13 protein-coding genes are annotated in these 17,738 nt (G+C 59.8%); 6 read left to right on the top strand and 7 right to left on the bottom strand.

Translation table 11 applies throughout. From position 1 onward, the window contains the following. Positions 1-209 precede the first annotated feature (209 nt). Positions 210-920: a lysozyme inhibitor LprI family protein gene (locus HFC70_RS09905; protein WP_246735716.1), complete on the top strand. Its 711-nt coding sequence runs from the start codon at positions 210-212 to the stop codon at positions 918-920. Between the two features lie 135 nt (positions 921-1,055). On the opposite strand, the gene lepB is transcribed toward HFC70_RS09905, so the two are convergent. From lepB to HFC70_RS09885, 4 genes are all read right to left on the bottom strand, one after another. Continuing rightward, complete coding sequence (gene lepB / locus HFC70_RS09900) at positions 1,056-1,934, bottom strand: signal peptidase I (protein WP_168473073.1); 879 nt, start codon at positions 1,932-1,934, stop codon at positions 1,056-1,058. Positions 1,935-2,156: 222 nt separating this feature from the next. Continuing rightward, positions 2,157-5,963, bottom strand: coding sequence for a vitamin B12-dependent ribonucleotide reductase (locus HFC70_RS09895; RefSeq protein ID WP_168473072.1), 3,807 nt, complete (start codon positions 5,961-5,963; stop codon positions 2,157-2,159). A 680-nt stretch (positions 5,964-6,643) separates the two neighbouring features. Continuing rightward, positions 6,644-7,225 carry a hypothetical protein gene (locus HFC70_RS09890; RefSeq protein ID WP_168473071.1) on the bottom strand — a complete coding sequence of 194 codons (582 nt, stop codon included), beginning with the start codon at positions 7,223-7,225 and terminating at the stop codon, positions 6,644-6,646. 66 nt (positions 7,226-7,291) lie between these two features. Continuing rightward, the gene (locus HFC70_RS09885) at positions 7,292-9,160 is read right to left on the bottom strand and encodes a methyl-accepting chemotaxis protein (protein WP_168473070.1); all 1,869 of its coding nucleotides are present in this window, start codon (positions 9,158-9,160) and stop codon (positions 7,292-7,294) included. 549 nt (positions 9,161-9,709) lie between these two features. On the opposite strand from HFC70_RS09885, the gene HFC70_RS09880 reads away from it, so the two are divergent. From HFC70_RS09880 to HFC70_RS09865, 4 genes are all read left to right on the top strand, one after another. Beyond that, entirely contained in the window at positions 9,710-9,898 is a 189-nt protein-coding gene (locus tag HFC70_RS09880; RefSeq protein WP_168473069.1) for a hypothetical protein, read from the top strand. A gap of 73 nt (positions 9,899-9,971) precedes the next feature. Continuing rightward, positions 9,972-11,726 carry a M10 family metallopeptidase C-terminal domain-containing protein gene (locus HFC70_RS27200; RefSeq protein ID WP_168473068.1) on the top strand — a complete coding sequence of 585 codons (1,755 nt, stop codon included), beginning with the start codon at positions 9,972-9,974 and terminating at the stop codon, positions 11,724-11,726. Between the two features lie 397 nt (positions 11,727-12,123). Further along, on the top strand, positions 12,124-13,674 hold the full coding sequence (locus HFC70_RS09870) for a S8 family serine peptidase (RefSeq protein WP_168473067.1): 1,551 nt from the start codon (positions 12,124-12,126) through the stop codon (positions 13,672-13,674). Positions 13,675-13,712: 38 nt separating this feature from the next. Then, a complete protein-coding gene (locus HFC70_RS09865; protein WP_168473066.1) occupies positions 13,713-14,300 on the top strand; it encodes a calcium-binding protein in 588 nt (195 codons plus the stop codon). A 119-nt stretch (positions 14,301-14,419) separates the two neighbouring features. Here HFC70_RS09865 and gpt read toward each other — a convergent pair whose 3' ends face one another. From gpt to HFC70_RS09850, 3 genes are all read right to left on the bottom strand, one after another. Continuing rightward, positions 14,420-14,917, bottom strand: coding sequence for a xanthine phosphoribosyltransferase (gene gpt / locus HFC70_RS09860; RefSeq protein ID WP_168473065.1), 498 nt, complete (start codon positions 14,915-14,917; stop codon positions 14,420-14,422). Between the two features lie 226 nt (positions 14,918-15,143). Beyond that, positions 15,144-15,986 carry a universal stress protein gene (locus tag HFC70_RS09855; protein WP_168473064.1) on the bottom strand — a complete coding sequence of 281 codons (843 nt, stop codon included), beginning with the start codon at positions 15,984-15,986 and terminating at the stop codon, positions 15,144-15,146. A 111-nt stretch (positions 15,987-16,097) separates the two neighbouring features. After that, the gene (locus tag HFC70_RS09850; RefSeq protein WP_168473063.1) at positions 16,098-16,865 is read right to left on the bottom strand and encodes a competence/damage-inducible protein A; all 768 of its coding nucleotides are present in this window, start codon (positions 16,863-16,865) and stop codon (positions 16,098-16,100) included. A 226-nt stretch (positions 16,866-17,091) separates the two neighbouring features. Here HFC70_RS09850 and wrbA point away from each other — a divergent pair, with 226 nt between their 5' ends. Further along, positions 17,092-17,691 carry an NAD(P)H:quinone oxidoreductase type IV gene (wrbA, locus tag HFC70_RS09845; protein ID WP_168473062.1) on the top strand — a complete coding sequence of 200 codons (600 nt, stop codon included), beginning with the start codon at positions 17,092-17,094 and terminating at the stop codon, positions 17,689-17,691. Positions 17,692-17,738 lie beyond the last annotated feature (47 nt).

Raw genomic sequence — 17,738 nt, 5'->3', positions numbered from 1 at the left:
GCGCAACGTTAGCGCGTGACGGGAGATTCGGCCAAGACTTTTGCGGGGTGCAGCGGCGTGGCACCAGGCTTTACCGTTCAATGTCTTCGGCGCGGCCATTGCCGGTTTGTCCGACGGTCTCTACAACTCGTTGAGGGGGCCGACGACATTTCGTCCGCATGACATCCGACCGCCAGATAGCCTCGACAGAATCCCGGAAGCTGATCACCATGACCTTGAACCCAAAGCTGCTGATCCCCTGTGTTGCCGGCCTTTGGGCCTGCCTTGCCGGCACGCTGTTCGTGGCCGGCACCAGCCAGGCGGCCGGCTTCGACTGCACCAGGGCACGGTTGCCGGATGAACAGGCGGTCTGTCAGGACAAGCGGCTGTCGACATTCGACGAACTGTTGAACAAGCGTTTTCAGGGCGCCAAGCCATCTGCCGCGGACCCGGAAGACCTCAAGCACAGGCTTCGCAACTTTTTAGCCGACCGGCACGATTGCGGGCGCAATACGTCCTGCATCCTCGCCACCTATATCGCCGCAGTCTGGGAGATATCCGGCGATCGCGACACGGATCTAAAGGATGTCTCGGCGACGATGATGGTGAAGGGCAAGCCGATCGTGTCGTCAAAAATCCCCTCGGCGATTGGAGACTGCAGCGCAACCACCGTGCTGGATGTCCATCCGCGCCTCGATATGGAAGACGCCGACTTCAGCGCCGGCATCGGCATCGACTATGCCAACGAGGGCTATGGCGTTTCCTATAACCGGGAGGAGCAGGTCGCCCGCTCAAAGCCCGGCGACCCCGTCGTCCTGTGCCTGATCGAAATCGACCGCGACTGCCCGCCGGATTCGGGCGGCCGCCTCTTCCTCACCACCAACCAGCGCACCGGCGAAAGCTGGATCCTGCCGGATGCGCAGCACAAATGCGGCGGCTGAGGGGGGATCCTCGGGTCGGGCCCGAGGATGACGGAGTGTGGGGGGAGCTTTGGTAGTCAAAGGATGGGTGCTGTCATCGCGGCCCATCACCGATGCAGTACCTCCGCGACCCCGCGCGATTTGGCTGCGATATTCCTATTCGGGTTGGATGCTCAGCCAAGTCCTGTGCGGAGCTACTGAATTGAAAAATATCAGGAGCGGTCGCGACTCGATATTTTCTTCGGGCACGAATCCGACATCAAAGCGGCTGTCGTTACTGTTATCCCGGTTGTCGCCCATCATGAAGTAGTGTCCGTCAGGGACGAGAAATTCCTCAGTGTCATCAGCGATGGAGTTGTCGCTTGTCTCGATGATGGGGTGATCAACGCCCCCAGGAAAACGTTCGGTATAGAGTGTTTGGCCGGGTTGAAGCGGGATGTCCGTTGTCACCAGGGACTGCCTGTCGACCATCACGTCGTTGATGAAGAGCCTGCCGTCGCGCATCTGGATACGATCTCCGGGCAGACCGATCACGCGACTGACATAGCTGAGCGTGGGTTCCGGGGGAAAGGCGAAGATAACAACTTCACCTCGTCTGGGCGGCCGTCCCCCGATCCGATGGCTCGGACCTATGCCGAAGATCAGCGAATACCTGCTGATACCGTAGGTCAATTTTTCGGAAAACAGATAGTCGCCGACTTGTAGGGTCGGCTGCATGGAGCCCGAGGGAATGTTGAACGGCTGCACTAGGAGATTTCGGATCAGCAGCGCGATCAAGAGCGGCGCGAGAAAGAAAAGGAGAAACCAAGTGTAGAGCTTCGAGAACCACGGATAGCGATCGCGCGGCAATTGTCGTGACGCGGTGAAGTAGACATGGGTGCTGCCTGCCAGATTGTAGACGAGGGTCACCAGGAGCACCATCCAGTCCGGATGACTGATCCGTTGATATTGCAATGCAAAAGGTACGACATGGGCAACAACTACGCTGACGAAAAGGTAGGCGATCCCCAGTCGGCCTCTGCCGAGATAAAACATGCCGAATTCAGGGGACAGTATGAAGCTGATGGCGGCGGCCCAAGCCGGATGCCGTCGACGATAGGATGCAAATATTTGCACTTGTTGACCTAATGAAAAGGCTGACCGGTTGTGTCAGCAAATGAAAAAAAGCCGCGATGAACTTAATCACCACGGCTTTCCAATTAGAAGCCCGTGAGGGGGACGTGATCCAGATCAGTCGACCCTCTCTACAGGATTATTTCAAGAGCACCCACTCGTGCTTCCACACGTATCGCACTTCTCACACGTGCCATTCCGCACCATCGTGAAATTCTGGCATTCCGAGCACATGTTGCCGGTATAGCCCTGCGCGATCGAGCGCATGCGGCGTTCGCTTTCCTTCTTTTTGGCTTCTGCCTTGGCAGCCGACGCGTCGTCTTGCGCCTTGTCGGTGAACAGGCCCTGGCTTTCGACGGCTTCGGCCAGTTCCTCGGCATATTCCTCGACCAGCGCCGCGGCGCGTTCTTCGTAGTCGCGCTTGAAGGACACGACTTCCGAGGTCGAGATGGCCATGACCGGCTCGATCTTGCGCACTGTATTGCCGGCGATCGCCGTGACCGTGGCGCCGCCGGAGGCCTTGGCAGGCGCTGCGGTTGCAGCTCCCTTGGGCTCTGTGCTGGACGCTGCCGAGCCGTGGCCGGAAACCAGGACCGGCTTGTAGCCGCGGGTCAGGCCCTTGGACACGGCGTCGGCCTTGCCTTCCTTCATACCGCGGCCGAGCGCCGTATTGCCGAAGTCGGATGTGTCGACATGGGCGAGGTCGTGGCGGCCGAGATAGGAGATCGCCAGTTCGCGGAAGACGTAGTCGAGGATCGATGTCGCGTTCTTGATCGCGTCATTGCCCTGGACCATGCCGGCCGGCTCGAACTTGGTGAAGGTGAAGGCGTCGACATATTCCTCGAGCGGCACGCCATACTGCAGGCCGAGCGACACCGAGATGGCGAAGTTGTTGATCAGCGCGCGCAGCGCCGAGCCTTCCTTGTTCATGTCGAGGAAGATTTCGCCAAGCCGGCCGTCATCATACTCGCCGGTGCGCAGGAAGATGGTGTGGCCGCCGATCTTGGCCTTCTGGGTATAACCCTTGCGGCGGGTCGGCAGTTTTTCCTGTTCGCGCACCAGGCGCTCGACGATGCGCTCGACGATCTTTTCGGTCACGATCACGGCCTGAGCGGCGGCCGGTGCCTGCAGCAGTTCTTCCAGGGCATCCTCGTCGCCATCGTCCTCGATCAGCGAGGCATTGAGCGGCTGGCTGAGCTTGGAGCCGTCGCGGTAAAGCGCATTGGCCTTGAGTGCCAGCTTCCAGGACAGCATGTAGGCGGCACCGCAATCCTCGACGGTCGCCTCGTTCGGCATGTTGATCGTCTTGGAAATGGCGCCCGAGATGAACGGCTGGGCCGCTGCCATCATGCGGATATGGCTTTCGACCGACAGGTAACGCTTGCCGATCTTGCCGCACGGATTGGCGCAATCGAACACCGGCAGGTGCTCGGCCTTGAGGAACGGTGCGCCTTCCAGCGTCATCGCGCCGCAGACATGGATATTGGCCGCTTCGATCTCTTTCTTCGAGAAGCCGATATGCTCAAGCAGGTTGAAGCTGATGTCGGACAGCTGCTCTTCGGAGACCTTCAGCGTATCACGCAGGAAGTCGACGCCGAGCGTCCACTGGTTGAACACGAACTTGATGTCGAAGGCCGCCTTGGTGGCGCCGTTGATCGCCTCGATCTTCTCGTCGGTGAAACCCTTGGCCTTCAGCGAACCGGGATTGACGCCCGGTGCCTGGTTGATGTTGCCGTGGCCGACCGCATAGGCCTCGATCTCGGCGATCTGGCTTTCGCTGTAGCCAAGCGCCCGCAGCGCTTCCGGCACGGCACCGTTGATGATCTTGAAATAGCCGCCGCCGGCCAGCTTCTTGAACTTTACCAGGGCAAAGTCGGGCTCGATGCCGGTCGTGTCGCAATCCATGACCAGGCCGATCGTGCCGGTCGGGGCAATGACGGAGACCTGGGCATTGCGGAAGCCGTGCTTTTCGCCAAGCTCCAGTGCCTTGTCCCAGGCGGCCTTGGCATGGGCGACAAGTGCTGGATCCGTGCAATCCTCATGGATGAGGGCGACCGGATCGACCGACAGGCCTTCATAGCCAACCGTCTCGCCATGGGCGGCGCGGCGATGGTTGCGGATGACGCGCAGCATGTTGTCGCGGTTCGGTGCAAAGCCGGGGAACGGTCCGAGTTCTGCGGCCATTTCCGCCGAAGTGGCATAGGAAATACCGGTCATGATCGCGGTGAGGCTGCCGGCGATGGCGCGCCCTTCGTCGCTGTCATAGGGAATGCCGGTCGACATCAGCAGGCCGCCGATATTGGCATAGCCCAAGCCAAGCGTGCGGTATTCGTAGGACAGTTCGGCAATCTGGCGCGACGGGAACTGCGCCATCATGACCGAGATTTCCAGAACGACGGTCCACAGGCGAACGGCATGTTCGTAATCGGCGACATCGATCTTCTTGGTCTTGGCATCCTTGAACTGCAGGAGGTTCAGCGAGGCAAGATTGCAGGCCGTGTCGTCGAGGAACATGTATTCCGAGCACGGGTTGGAGGCGCGGATCGGGCCGGCGGCCGGGCAGGTGTGCCAGTCGTTCATGGTCGAGTTGAAATGCAGGCCCGGATCGGCCGATGCCCAGGCGGCATAGGAGATCTTTTCCCAGAGGTCGCGGGCCTTCAGCGTCTTCATGACCTTGCCGTCCTTGCGGGCGGTCAGGTTCCAGTCGCCATCCTGCTCCACGGCGCGCAGGAAATCGTCCTTCAGCGAAACGGAATTGTTGGAGTTCTGGCCGGATACGGTCAGATAGGCTTCCGAATCCCAGTCCGTGTCATAGGTCTTGAATTCCATGTCCTTGTAGCCCTGCTGGGCGAACTGGATGACCCGCTTGACGTAGCTTTCCGGAACCTGGTCCTTCTTGGCGGCCTTGATCTCGCGCTTGAGCGCCGGGTTCTGGTTCGGGTCGAAGCAGGCGTCGTTGTCGGCCGTGCAATTGACGCAGGCCTTCATGATCGCCTTCAGATGCCGGGCAACGACCTTGGAGCCGGTGACGAGGGCTGCCACCTTCTGCTCTTCCTTGACCTTCCAGTTGATGTATTCCTCGATATCCGGATGGTCGATATCGACCACCACCATCTTGGCGGCGCGGCGCGTCGTGCCGCCCGACTTGATGGCGCCGGCAGCCCGGTCGCCGATCTTCAGGAAGCTCATCAGGCCGGAGGAACGACCGCCGCCGGACAGCTTTTCGCCTTCGCCGCGCAGGTGGGAGAAGTTGGAACCGGTGCCGGAACCGTACTTGAACAGGCGCGCTTCACGCACCCACAGGTCCATGATGCCGCCTTCGTTGACCAGGTCGTCCTCGACCGACTGGATGAAGCAGGCATGCGGCTGCGGATGTTCATAGGCCGACTTCGACTTGACCAGTTTGCCGGTGAAGGGGTCGACATAGAAATGGCCCTGGCCGGGGCCGTCGATGCCATAGGCCCAATGCATGCCGGTGTTGAACCATTGCGGGCTGTTCGGCGCGACGCGCTGGGTGGCCAGCATATAGGCAAGCTCGTCCTTGAAGGCCGAGGCATCGTCCTCGGAGGTGAAATAGCCGCCCTTCCAGCCCCAGTAGGTCCAGGTGCCGGCCAGCCGGTCGAAAACCTGGCGGGCATCGGTTTCCGAGCCATACTGCTCGTCCTTCGGCAGCGCCTTCAAAGCCTCGGTGTCGGGAACCGAGCGCCAGAGGAACGAGGGCACGTCATTTTCTTCGACCTTCTTCAGGCGAGCCGGAACGCCGGCCTTGCGAAAATATTTCTGGGCAAGGATGTCGGCCGCAACCTGGCTGAACTGCGCCGGCACGTCGATGTCGGCCAGCCGGAAGACGATCGAGCCGTCCGGGTTGCGGATCTCGCTGATCGCCTTGCGGAATTCGATTTCCGCGTAAGCGCCCTGGCCTGGCTTGGTGAAACGACGTTCGATGCGCATTTGCCTTGGTCCCTCGTAAGTTCGTGCCCCCGCAAGGCACATAAATATCCATCCGACGGCATCGCCATGGATGCAGCCAGCGTTTCGCCCGCTCTGTTGAGAGGAATCATCATCTGATGACCGACTCTGTATCTTGTGGTGATGGTGGCTGCAAACGCTAAATATAGTGTTAACAGATTATTGCCGCCAGTCCCAGTGCAGCTTTGGCAGCCAAAAAATCACGAAAAAACTTGCCCGTGGGGAGAGAGCCGGTCATCGACATCTCCGCCATTCGCCGTGGTGATTTTTTTGAAACGAACCGGTCTCGTACCCTCCCGGTTCAGCCGCCGCCGCAACTGGCCCCATTAACTTTGAAAGGCATGATTCCGTCAAGTGGTGGTTTATGACCAAATTATTAATACAATATCTTGTGGTGTTACGCTGTGGAAAACGGGGAAAGACGGGTCGTTCAGGAATTTCAGGTGCTTGCGGCCGAAGCTTAAGCTAAGACCCCGTCGCGGGCGGTCAGCATCCGTAACGGTAGTGGCAGCGCATATTCATAATGGGACATGTCGCGGCCTGCCACGCCGGGTCTGTATAACTTCGCCGCTTCCCGAATCAGTCAACAAAAAAGCCGAAGCGTGGGGGTGACGCTCCGGCTTGACGCAGTGTTGAACGACCCTTTCGGGTCAACAAATTTCTTAAAGGGCGTCGAGATTGACACCAACGGTAATCGCGCCGATCGGATTGCCGGCCTCGTCGTTGATCGTCATCGAAGCCTGCGATTGCAGCGCCTGTGTCGACTCGTCCTTTTCGATCTCGTCGACGAACAGACCGTCCTTGCCGGCGCCGAAGGATTTCTGGAACTTGGCTTCGTCGCCCTGCCAGTAATCGGACGTCATGTCGCTCTGGCCGACATTGAGACCCTTGGCATCCATCACGAACACCTCGGCGATGGCGCCCTGGGCAGCGGCCTGCTTCTCCTTGAGCAGCTTGGACACGGCATTGGCAAGCACGGCGTCGATCATCGTGTGGTCGGTGCCGTCGACTTCGGCGCGCCATTTCTTGTCGAGAGCGTCGATATCGGCATCGGTCAGCGCGGCATGTTCGGCATTCTGCGCCTTGATCGCCGCGATGATTGCCGGATCATTGATCCAGGGCGCGACTTGTTCCTGGAGAAAAGCGGTGACGGGTGCAACATGGGCCTCCTGGGCGGATGCCACGGTCGCGGCCAGGGTGAGACTTGCCGATGTCATCAAGAATGCTGCTAGAATCTTCGTCATGGATATCTCCTCATAGATCGTTGGCTATCGTTGAATTTTCTGGGCAGTCTCTCAAAGCAAAGCTGTTCAGTATTCTTCCCAGGCCTGGGCAGAGGTAGCGATTGCCGCGTTGCCGGCAGACCGGCGGGCGACTGCCGTCGGCGACGGGCGGGAGTGAACTGCAGCCGGTGCCGGGCGGGACTGAGTGGCTCCAGCGACCACGAAGCCGCCGGATGCGTTTTGCAGCAGCCGGCTTTGCGACAGCAACTCGTGACAGGCCGCATTGGTCTCCTCGACCATGGCGGCGTTCTGCTGCGTCATTTGGTCCATCTGGTTGATCGCGGTGTTGATTTCGCGAAGCCCTGACGACTGTTCGCGGTAGGACGAAACGATCAGAACGATGCTGTCGTTGATGTGGTTGACCTGCTCCTCGATCTTCAGAAGCGCATTTCCCGTATCGTTGACGAGGCTGACCCCGGCCGAGACTTCCTGGTTGGAAGCGGTGATGAGCTGCTTGATCTCCTTGGCGGCGCGCGCCGAGCGTTGTGCCAGTTCTCGCACTTCCTGGGCCACCACCGCAAACCCTTTGCCGGCCTCGCCGGCGCGTGCGGCCTCGACGCCGGCATTCAGCGCCAGCAGGTTGGTCTGGAAGGCGATCTCGTCGATGACGCCGATGATCTGGCCGATCTTGACGGAGGAATCCTGGATGCGATCCATCGCGCCGATGGCGTTGCGAACGATGCTCGCAGAAGCCTGTGCACCTGCCTTTGCTTCGCTGACCAGCAACCCAGCGCTTTCGGCGTTCTTGGAGGAGGTCGAAACGGTGGATGTGACCTGATGCAGGGCGGCGGCGGTTTGCTCCAGTGACGCCGCCTGGCTTTCGGTGCGCTTTGCCAGTTGATCGGCAGAGCTTGCCAATTGGTCGGAACCGGTTTCGACGGCGATGGATGCGCGCTTGATCTCGCTGATGGCGGCAGCGACCGCATCGACCATCTGGTTGAAGTCCATCTGCAGCCTGGTGAATTCAGGCTCGAGTTCGTCGAGATGGGTGGTGAAGTTCCCCCTCGACAGTTCTGCAAGTGCGGCTGCCAGGGTTGCGACGACCTGCCGCTGCGTATCGGCGGTCTGTTCGGCCGCGCGTGCATGACGGGCCCGCTCGTCTTCAATCGAACGACGCTGTTCTTCGACGCGGCGCTCCTGCTCGATCTTGGCGATCGCGTCGTTGCGGAAAACCTCGAGTGCCCGGGCGAGAAAGCCGATTTCGTCGCCGTTCTGCCGGTACTGGACGGGGGTCTGGTTATCGCCATTCTGCAAGGCGGTGATGCGATCGGTGATGGTCTGCAGCGGCTGGCCCACCAACAGCCGCATGGCAAAGAGGAAGGCGACGATGCAGGTGACGATGGCGGCCGATTGCATGGCGAGTGCAAACAGCGCCTTGCGCCGGGCTTCGTTGAAAATATCGTTTGCGGACCAGCTGGTGGCGACATAGCCGGGGACCTTGCCGGCTTTGTCGAGCGGCAGCGGTGCGATGATCGTCACGATTGCGTCGGAGATCCGGTTTTCGTCGATGACGGTCTTGTCGGGCTTTGCGCTGATCAGTGCCGTCAGTTCGGCCGGGGTATAGGCGTTCCCGGCTTTCTCGCTTGTCCAGGCGTCGACCGGCGTCAGCTCGGCATTATAGGCGGCGAACTGCACCAGGTTGAGCGAGCTATCCTCGCGGTAGAGCGCATAGACTTCCTGAACGGCATTGGCCTTGCCCCATTTCACCGCGCCCGCCGCGAGCGAAGCGAACTGTTCGGTGTCCTTCTGCCAGCTCGCCTGGGCTAGTTGCAGCATGGAGCGGCTCTCGCTCGTCGAGGTATAGATGGCGAGCGCGACGATGCCGCAGACATTGATCCCGATGATGATCGCGGACAATTTTATGGTCAGGGAGAGGCTGCGGAAAAAATTGAGCATGTCAAAATATGACTTTCGCCTACGATACGCTTTGGGATCTTGGCCCAAGGTACGGGATTTCCGAATGACATCATACGCTCAAGGACATTCAGGCCTTCATGCCTGGCGTCGGCGATCTTTGAAATGCGTATTCCAGTATATATAGAAGTCGAAAATTAAAAATTACTGAAATTATGGGGTTCATCCCTCTCATGATCGGGTTGCAGGCAACCGATAGGAAATCAAGAATATTCACCGGAACGCCGCTTGGCATAAACCCATAAAATCAAGGCCTCAGCCATGCGCCTGGCTTGTAAGCCGGTGTTTAAGTCGCGGCAATCAGTCCCAGATTTGGTCAATCAAAGGCTTGAAATTCATTTTATTCTTCCTCCTGATTCGTTTATGATTAAAAAAGAAGACTGCGACCGCTCCGATGCTTCCCGTCGTCTTTAGTCGGCAATAAAATCGGCAATAAGACATGTCGAGGAGGTTTCTGTGGGTGCCGGACGTTTTACTGTGCGAGGTACGGCAATCAAACTGTTCGCCGTTTCTTTGATTGTGATGGGTTCCATGACGGAAAATGCTTCGGCACTGCCGCGCAACCCGGAGCGGCCGCTCAGCGAGAAGACCTGCGCCGAGGCCAAGGCCCGCTATGAGGAGGCTCTGACCGGAAGCCCGCTTGTGTCACGCGAGCGAAACGCGGAACTGGCGGAACTGGCGCGGCAGTCGATGATCCGGCTGTGCGGCGAGAAAAACTGATCGAATTCATGGTGCGCATGCCGGATAACTCGGCAGGCGCGGGGACGCGAACACGCGGAAGGGGGACGACATCATGCCGAATATCACCGAGACCACCGACGCCTTGGCGTCGACGGGCACGATTTATGGATTGCAAGTCGGCCAGACGGCACAGGGCCGGCTCGCAACTGTGTCTGACCACGACTGGTACCGCGTCTCGCTGACCGCCGGGCAGACCTACACCTTTGCGCTGGTCGGCACTGGTGGCAACGATCTGGCGGACGCCCTGCTTCAGCTGCGCAATGCATCCGGAGCTCAGATCGCCATCGACGATGACGGCGGTCCCGGCTCGAATTCCACCATCACCTTCACCGCCACGACGTCCGGCACCTATTATCTGGACGTCGGCAGTTACAACGATTCGTACTCGGGTCAGTATGGCCTGTCGTTCACAGCCGGTAGCCTTGCCCATTACGACTACATGATGGGGGCCGGCAATCTGATCCGCGGCGGGACCAGTTGGTCTGCGACGCCGGGCACCGCCGTCAACGTCACCTATTCCTTCGACACCTCGAATGCCGACCAGACCGACGCCAGTGGCAATGCGACCGCCTTCATAGCGCTGTCCTCCGTCCAGCGTGCGGCCGCACAGCAGAGCCTGGTCATGTTTGCAGAGGTGGGCAACGTCACCTTCACCCAGTCTGCAGCGAATACCGGCACGATGCGGTTCTCGGCCTACAACTCGACCACGGACGGCGCCGGCGCCTATGCCTATTATCCGGGTGACCCGAGTGCCGGCAGTCTGGCCGGCGACGTCAACCTCAACAATGACAGCGTCTCGACGACCAGCATTCCGCGTGGCAGCTATTCGTTCTTCGCCATGCTGCACGAAATCGGCCACGCCATGGGACTTGCCCATCCAGGCGATTACAATGCCGGCCCCGGCGTCAGCATCACCTATGGTACACATGCCCAGTTCGCGGAAGATTCCCATCAGTATTCCGTGATGAGCTATTTTGACGAAGACAACACGACGGGCAGCTTCGGCAGTTATCCGGACACCTTGCTGATGTTCGATATTCTGGCGGTTCAGCAACTCTATGGCGTCAATCGCAACACGCGCGCCGGAGATTCGATCTATGGCTTCAACGGTAATACCGGCTCGGTTTACAATTTCGCCAGCAATACGGACCCCGTCTTCTGCATCTGGGACGGTAATGGCAACGATACCATCGACGCCTCGCAATATTCGATGGCGCAGCGTATCAACCTCTACTCTGCCTCGTTCTCCAATATCGGTGGTTTCACCGGAAATATCTCGATTGCCGTGGGCGCAGTGATCGAAAATGCCAAGGGCGGCTCTGGGAACGACATCATTGCCGGTAACGGAATATTGAACCGGCTTTGGGGGAATGACGGCAATGACCAACTCTATGGCTATGCGGGCAATGACATAATGAGCGGAGGCAATGGCAACGACCAGATCTTCGGCGGTCTCGGCAATGATCGGCTGGTCGGCGGCGCTGGGGCCGACAGGTTCATTTTCAACACCGCGTTGAACGGCAGCACCAATGTCGACATGATCGGTGACTTCAACGTTGCAACTGACACCATCGCGCTCGACAATGCCATCTTTACCGCGATCGGAGCCGTTGGAACCTTGGCTGCCGCCGCCTTCCGCAAGAATGCCACCGGGCTTGCCGGTGATTCCAATGACCGTATCATCTATGAAACGGACACGGGCGATCTCTTCTATGACTCGAACGGCACCGGATCAGGTGGGCGCACCATGATCGCCCATCTCGGTTCGGGCTTGGCGGTGACCAATCAGGATTTCTTGATCGTTTGAGGCCGCTTGCCTCTGAACGGATCGCTATGCCGGGAAAGGCGCCTTTGGGCGCCTTTTTCAATTGTCCGTCGCCAGGCGTCCCTTGGGTGTCAAACCTGAACTCATTGGCAAGAGGCACGGAGGCAAAGCCCAGGACCTCAGCACGGACAGCAACTGGTTTCGGTTGCAATGTCGTTCTTAAAATATTGCAGCGATCATCACAAGTATTCAATGAAGACGAATAGAATTCTGTTTATATTTTCTGCCTACGCGCAAGGCTAGCAGTAGCGTATATGTCTCTTCCAAGATAAGATACCCAGTCAGTGGGGATGCGAAACTTTGGCTCAAGCAGATATTTCGAGTAAAAGACGTACGCGTATCATGTCGCCGTGATGGCGGTGTTTTCCTAGGAGGGCATATGTCAATTCCAACAGATCCTCGACTTTCGACTGACTTCTCGCCAGAAGACCAGCAGTGGTATCTCAATCAGCGGTACCCCAGCCGTTTCGATCTGCGGGTGATGGACGCCTGGGCCGATTATACCGGAGCCGGGGTCGATGTTTTTGTCATAGACGATGGCTTCGACTACAATCACACCGATCTATCGGCAAATTACGACGAGACGATGGATTACGACTATTCCAACGACACGACCGATGCCTTCGGCGCCAGTTCCGACGCTCACGGAACGGCGGTCATGGGCATTATCGGCGCGGATGACAATGGTCAGGGAACGGTCGGGATCGCCTTTGATGCCAATCTTGTGGGTTATAGGACCGTTGCTCGTTCCTCCGACACCAGGCTGGAGAATACCCGCGACGGCATCCGTGATGCCGCCAATGCGGGTGCCGATGTCATCAACGTCAGCCTGAACCAGGACGGGATAGCGACGATCTTCGGCGGTTCTCTCACGCCGAGCCTGGTGCTCTCCGTTCGGACGTCGATCAATTTTGCCGTCGAGACTGGTCGGGACGGCCTCGGCACGATCATCGTCAAGTCGGCCGGCAACGGGCGTGGTGGCGACTATGACGTCAATGCCAACATGTGGACCAATGACACGCGACAGATCGTCGTGGCGGCGGTCAACCAGAACGGCAGCGTCTCAAGCTATTCGAGCTATGGTGCTGCCAATCTCGTGTCGGGTTTCGGCTCGCCGAGCGAGGTGGTGACGACCGACCGCACGGGCAGTGCTGGCTATGATGCCACCGATATCACGAACCGGTTCCACGGAACCGACGCCGCTGCAGCCATGGTGTCGGGCGTGGTGGCGCTTGTGCTCGACGCCAACGCCGACCTCGGCTGGCGCGACGTGCAGACCATCCTTGCCGTCTCGGCTCGCTTTTCCGACGCCCCGGGCGTCGGATCCCAGCGCGAGCCCGTGTCTTGGAACGGCGGCGATAACTGGAACGGCGGACGCATGCATTTCTCCATCGACTACGGCTATGGCCTGGTCGATGCAACGGCCGCCGTGAGACTGGCTGAAAGCTGGCTGCTAGGCGCTGCCGCCCAGACCAGCGTCAACCAGGTCATGACCCTTCAGGACGGCTTGAACAGCACGGTTACCATTCCGGATGGCAACAGTACCGGTCGGACTTTCACCATCCGGGAGGCGGATGCGATCGAGGTCGAGCGTGTCAGCCTCACGGTGACATTTGCCACGACCTATGTCGGTGACGTCAAGATCGTCCTGACATCGCCGGATGGTACGCGGTCCACGCTTGTCAACGGAACGGGAACTTCGCAGGATTTCAATGGCACCTGGACATTCGAGAGCCAGGCGTTCCGGGGTGTGTCGAGCGCCGGCGCGTGGATGGTCTCCGTCATCGACGCTGCCTCGGGGAACACGTTGACGGTCAGCGATCTCAAATTGAGAACCTTTGGCAGCGCCTCAAGCGCCAACGATCGCTACATCTTCACCAATGAATATTCCGATTTCGCTGGTCTTGGCGCACATGCCACGCTGACATAGACAGAAATGGCGGTATCGACATCATCAATGCGTCGGCGGTGACGTCTGCCTCGCTGATCGACCTGAATGACGACGCGCAATCCCGCATCGATGGCGTCAACGTTAACTTCCAGGGAATGGAACGGGCGATCGGCGGCGACGGCAGCGATACCTTCCATGGCAATAGCGGCGCCAACCACTTCTATGGGTTTCGCGGCAATGACCTCTTGATTGGCCGCGCCGGCAACGACCTTTTGAGCGGCCAGGCAGGCGATGACAGGCTTTTTGGCGGCCTCGGCAATGATCGGATGGTCGGCGGCGCGGGTACCGACAAGTTCGTGTTCAACACCGCGCTGAACGGCAGTACCAATGTCGACACGATCGACGATTTCAGCGTGGTGAGTGATTTCGCAATGCTGGACAACGCCATCTTCAGCCGGATCGGCGCGCCAGGCACCCTGTCGTCCGCAGCGTTCCGCAAGAATGCCACCGGGTTGGCGGGCGATTCCAGCGACCGGATCATCTATGAAACCGATACCGGCAATCTCTTCTACGACTCGAATGGAACGGGGTCAGGAGGACGCGTCAGGATCGCCCATCTCGACTCCGGCCTGTCGCTGACCCACCAGGATTTCCTGATCATCTGACGTCGGCTTGTCGGGTTACTGATTTGCAGAAAAGGCGTCTTCGGGCGCCTTTTTTCATCGACCTGTCTGCCGGTCGATTCATCCTGGGTGCCGGACGACTTGCCGCCGCAGGGCGGCGTTCAGCCGCGCGCGCCTTTGGCGATCGGTTCCTGATAGGTGAAGCCCATGTCCCAGGGGAAATAGATCCAGGTATCCTGGCTGACTTCGGTGACGAAGGTATCGATCACCGGCACGCCCTTCGGCTTGGCATAGACGCAGGCGAAATGGGCCTTGGGCAGCATGGCGCGCACTTCGGTGGCCGTCTTGCCGGTATCCGTCAGGTCGTCGACGACAAGAACCCCGGCGCCGCCCTCGCTGGTCAGTTCCGCGGAAATTCCCTTCAAGAGGTTCATCTCGCCCTGATTGACATAGTCGTGGTAGGAGGCGATGCACACGGTCTCGATCAGCCGGATGTTCAGTTCGCGCGAGATGATGGCGGCCGGCACCAGGCCGCCGCGGGTGATGCAGACGATCGCCCGGAAATCCTGGCCGCTGCCGGCCAGCCGCCAGGCTAGCGCCCGGGCGTCGCGGTGAAACTGATCCCAGGAAACGGGAAAGGCTTTTTCGGGAAGGGACATGGTCTGGGCTCCGCAGGACAAGGGTAGGGCATCGCGCCGGCATCCGGCGTGTTTCAAAAAGGCAGGGAGCTTGCGGGGAGACCAAGCCGCGTTCTCGGCACTGGCGCCAAAAACACGTTTCGCGCGAACGGCGTCGCGCGAAAGGAGCCCGCAAGGGCAATCTGTCTTTGGCCGTTGCTATTAGCGGCAATCGAGGGCTCTAGGCAAGCCCCCGGATTGCAGGCGATCAGCGCGACAGCAGGGTAAGCGCCGTCATCGAATCGAGAACCGTGCGGGTCACGCCGCCAAACAATGTCTCCCACCAGCGCTTGTGGCCATAGGCGCCCATGACGAGCAGATCGATGCTGCTGTCTGCCAGGCGGTTTTCGATGGCAGCCGACGCCGACAGCTTGTCGGATTCCTGATGCGCCACCATGACCTTGACGCCGTGGCGGGCGAGCGTGGCGGCGATTTCGGCGCCGGCCATTTCCGGCGACTGGGTGTTGGTTTCCGGCGGATCGACGGAGAACACCTCGACCGAATCGGCGGCTTTCAGGAAGGGCAGGGCGTCGAACGTGGCGCGCGCCGCCTCCCGCGAACCGTTCCAGGCAATCAACACCCGCTTGATCGGCTTCGGCGTCTTGAGGATATAGGGAACCAGAAGCACCGGACGGCCGCTTTCGAACAGGAAATTTTCCAGATCGGCCCGGCTTTCCGACAGCAGCGAATTGTCGCCCTGGGCGGCGATCACCAGATCGACGGTGCGGGCGCTGTCGACCAGCGATCCCGAACTGTAGCCGGCCGAGGAGAGGAAGCTGCGCCATTCATGGGAGGCGCCGTTACGCTCCGCCAGATCCCTGAAGATGCGCTCGACATTAACCGTCTCGGTATGGGCCATGTCCTGCAGCGCCTGAACCGTTGCCGGGTCCGGAATCTCCATCGGCGCAACCAGCGGCACGGCGGCAATGGTTTCGGCATGCAGGCCGACGATATGGGACTGGAAGGTGTCGGCCAGTGCAATCGAGAAATCGCTAATCTGTTGTGCATTCTTGGGCGTGTCCAAGACGGCTAGAATGGTTTTGTAGCCCATAATCTTCTCCTCAGCGGTAGTTCTGTTGTGTCCGCCCAATCATTGTACGCATGCGATCCTCTGCCGTTCCTTGACTTCGGTCAACCCTGCAGAGGTCCTGGGGCGAAGCGTTCACGGATTGCCGGAGGCGGTGGCGCGGCTTGCCATCAGGTCTGCGATCATTGCCTCTATAGCGGCGGCAGCGGCCTCCAGCGGCGCTTCGCTGCGGGCCCGCACGACAAGCTCCGTGCTGAAGCTGCGCCCGTCGAAGCGCGGATAGGAGCCGATGCTGGTGTCGGGATGCTCCTTCTGGACGGCGGCCAGCAAGGTGCCGATATCGCCTTCGCCGAACGGGCAGGCAAGGGTGCGCGACAGCACCTTGCTGCCGGCCGGCAGCCCGTCGATCACGGCATTCAGCATGGCCTGGAAGACCTGCGGAACGCCGGCCATGACGAAGACATTGCCGATGTGGAAGCCGGGCGCGGTCGACACCGGGTTGGCGATATGGATGCTGCCTTCGGGCATGCGCGCCATGCGCTTGCGGGCCTCGGTGAACTCCATGTTGCGACGGCTGTACATCTCGCCCAGCAGGTCCATCGCCTTGTCATCATAGATGCAGGCAAGACCAAATGCCTTGGAGACCGCGTCGGCCGTGATGTCGTCATGGGTCGGACCGATGCCACCGGAGGTGAAGACGTAGTCGTAGCGGCCACGCAGCGCATTCAGCGCCTCGACGATCGCCTCTTCCTCGTCCGCCACGATCCGGACTTCCTTGAGATCGATGCCGGCAAGTGTCAGCATGTCGGCGAGATAGCCGATATTCTTGTCTTTCGTCCGTCCAGAGAGAAGCTCGTCGCCGATGGCCAGCATGGCTGCCGTGACGATGGTGGCGTGGGTCATGGGGGATGTTCCTGAGAGCTGTTGGTCGGTCATTACTAGCGCCGTTCAATGCCAAAGCAAATGCCTGAAGTCACAGGTCTGCGTCGCGCCGATGTCAGCTTGGCCGATGAAGTGCGTTGCGCTTGTGAACAGTCCGTCTTCGCCGGACAGGCTAGCTCTGCGCGCCAGGAACGCTACATATGGCCTCGACGCATTTCATCATCCCCCGAACGAACGGAGACATATCATGGCTAAGGTTTTGGTCCTTTACTATTCGGCTTACGGCCACATCGAAACGATGGCCTATGCCGTTGCCGAAGGCGCGAAGTCGGCGGGCGCCGACGTCACCGTCAAGCGCGTTCCCGAACTGGTGCCGGAAGAGGTCGCCAAGGCGTCGCACTTCAAGCTCGACCAGAAGGCCGAAATCGCGACCGTCGAAGAACTCTCCGAATACGACGCCATCATCGTCGGCGCCGGCACGCGTTTCGGCACGGTCGCTTCGCAGATGCGCAATTTCTGGGACCAGACCGGTGGCCTGTGGTTCAACGGCAAGCTGGTCGGCAAGGTCGGCTCGGTCTTCACCTCTTCGGCAACCCAGCACGGCGGCCAGGAATCGACCATTCTCGGCTTCATCCCGACCTTGCTGCATCATGGTCTCGTCGTCGTCGGTCTGCCCTATGCCTTCCAGGGCCAGATGGGCGTCGAAGCCGTCAAGGGCGGCTCGCCCTACGGTGCCTCGACCATCACCGATGGCGACGGCTCGCGCATGCCGTCGGAGGTTGAACTCGACGCTGCCAAGTTCCAGGGCGCCCATGTCGCCAAGATTGCCGCCAAGCTGTCGGCATAAGAATATCGGCCGGCTTTCAACTGGTCGGCAAGGAGCGCGGTCTATCG

The organism is Agrobacterium sp. a22-2, assembly GCF_012276985.1.
Taxonomy (GTDB): domain Bacteria; phylum Pseudomonadota; class Alphaproteobacteria; order Rhizobiales; family Rhizobiaceae; genus Allorhizobium.
Note: the sequence above shows the minus strand (reverse complement) of the source record. Positions and strands in the feature narration are given on the sequence as shown.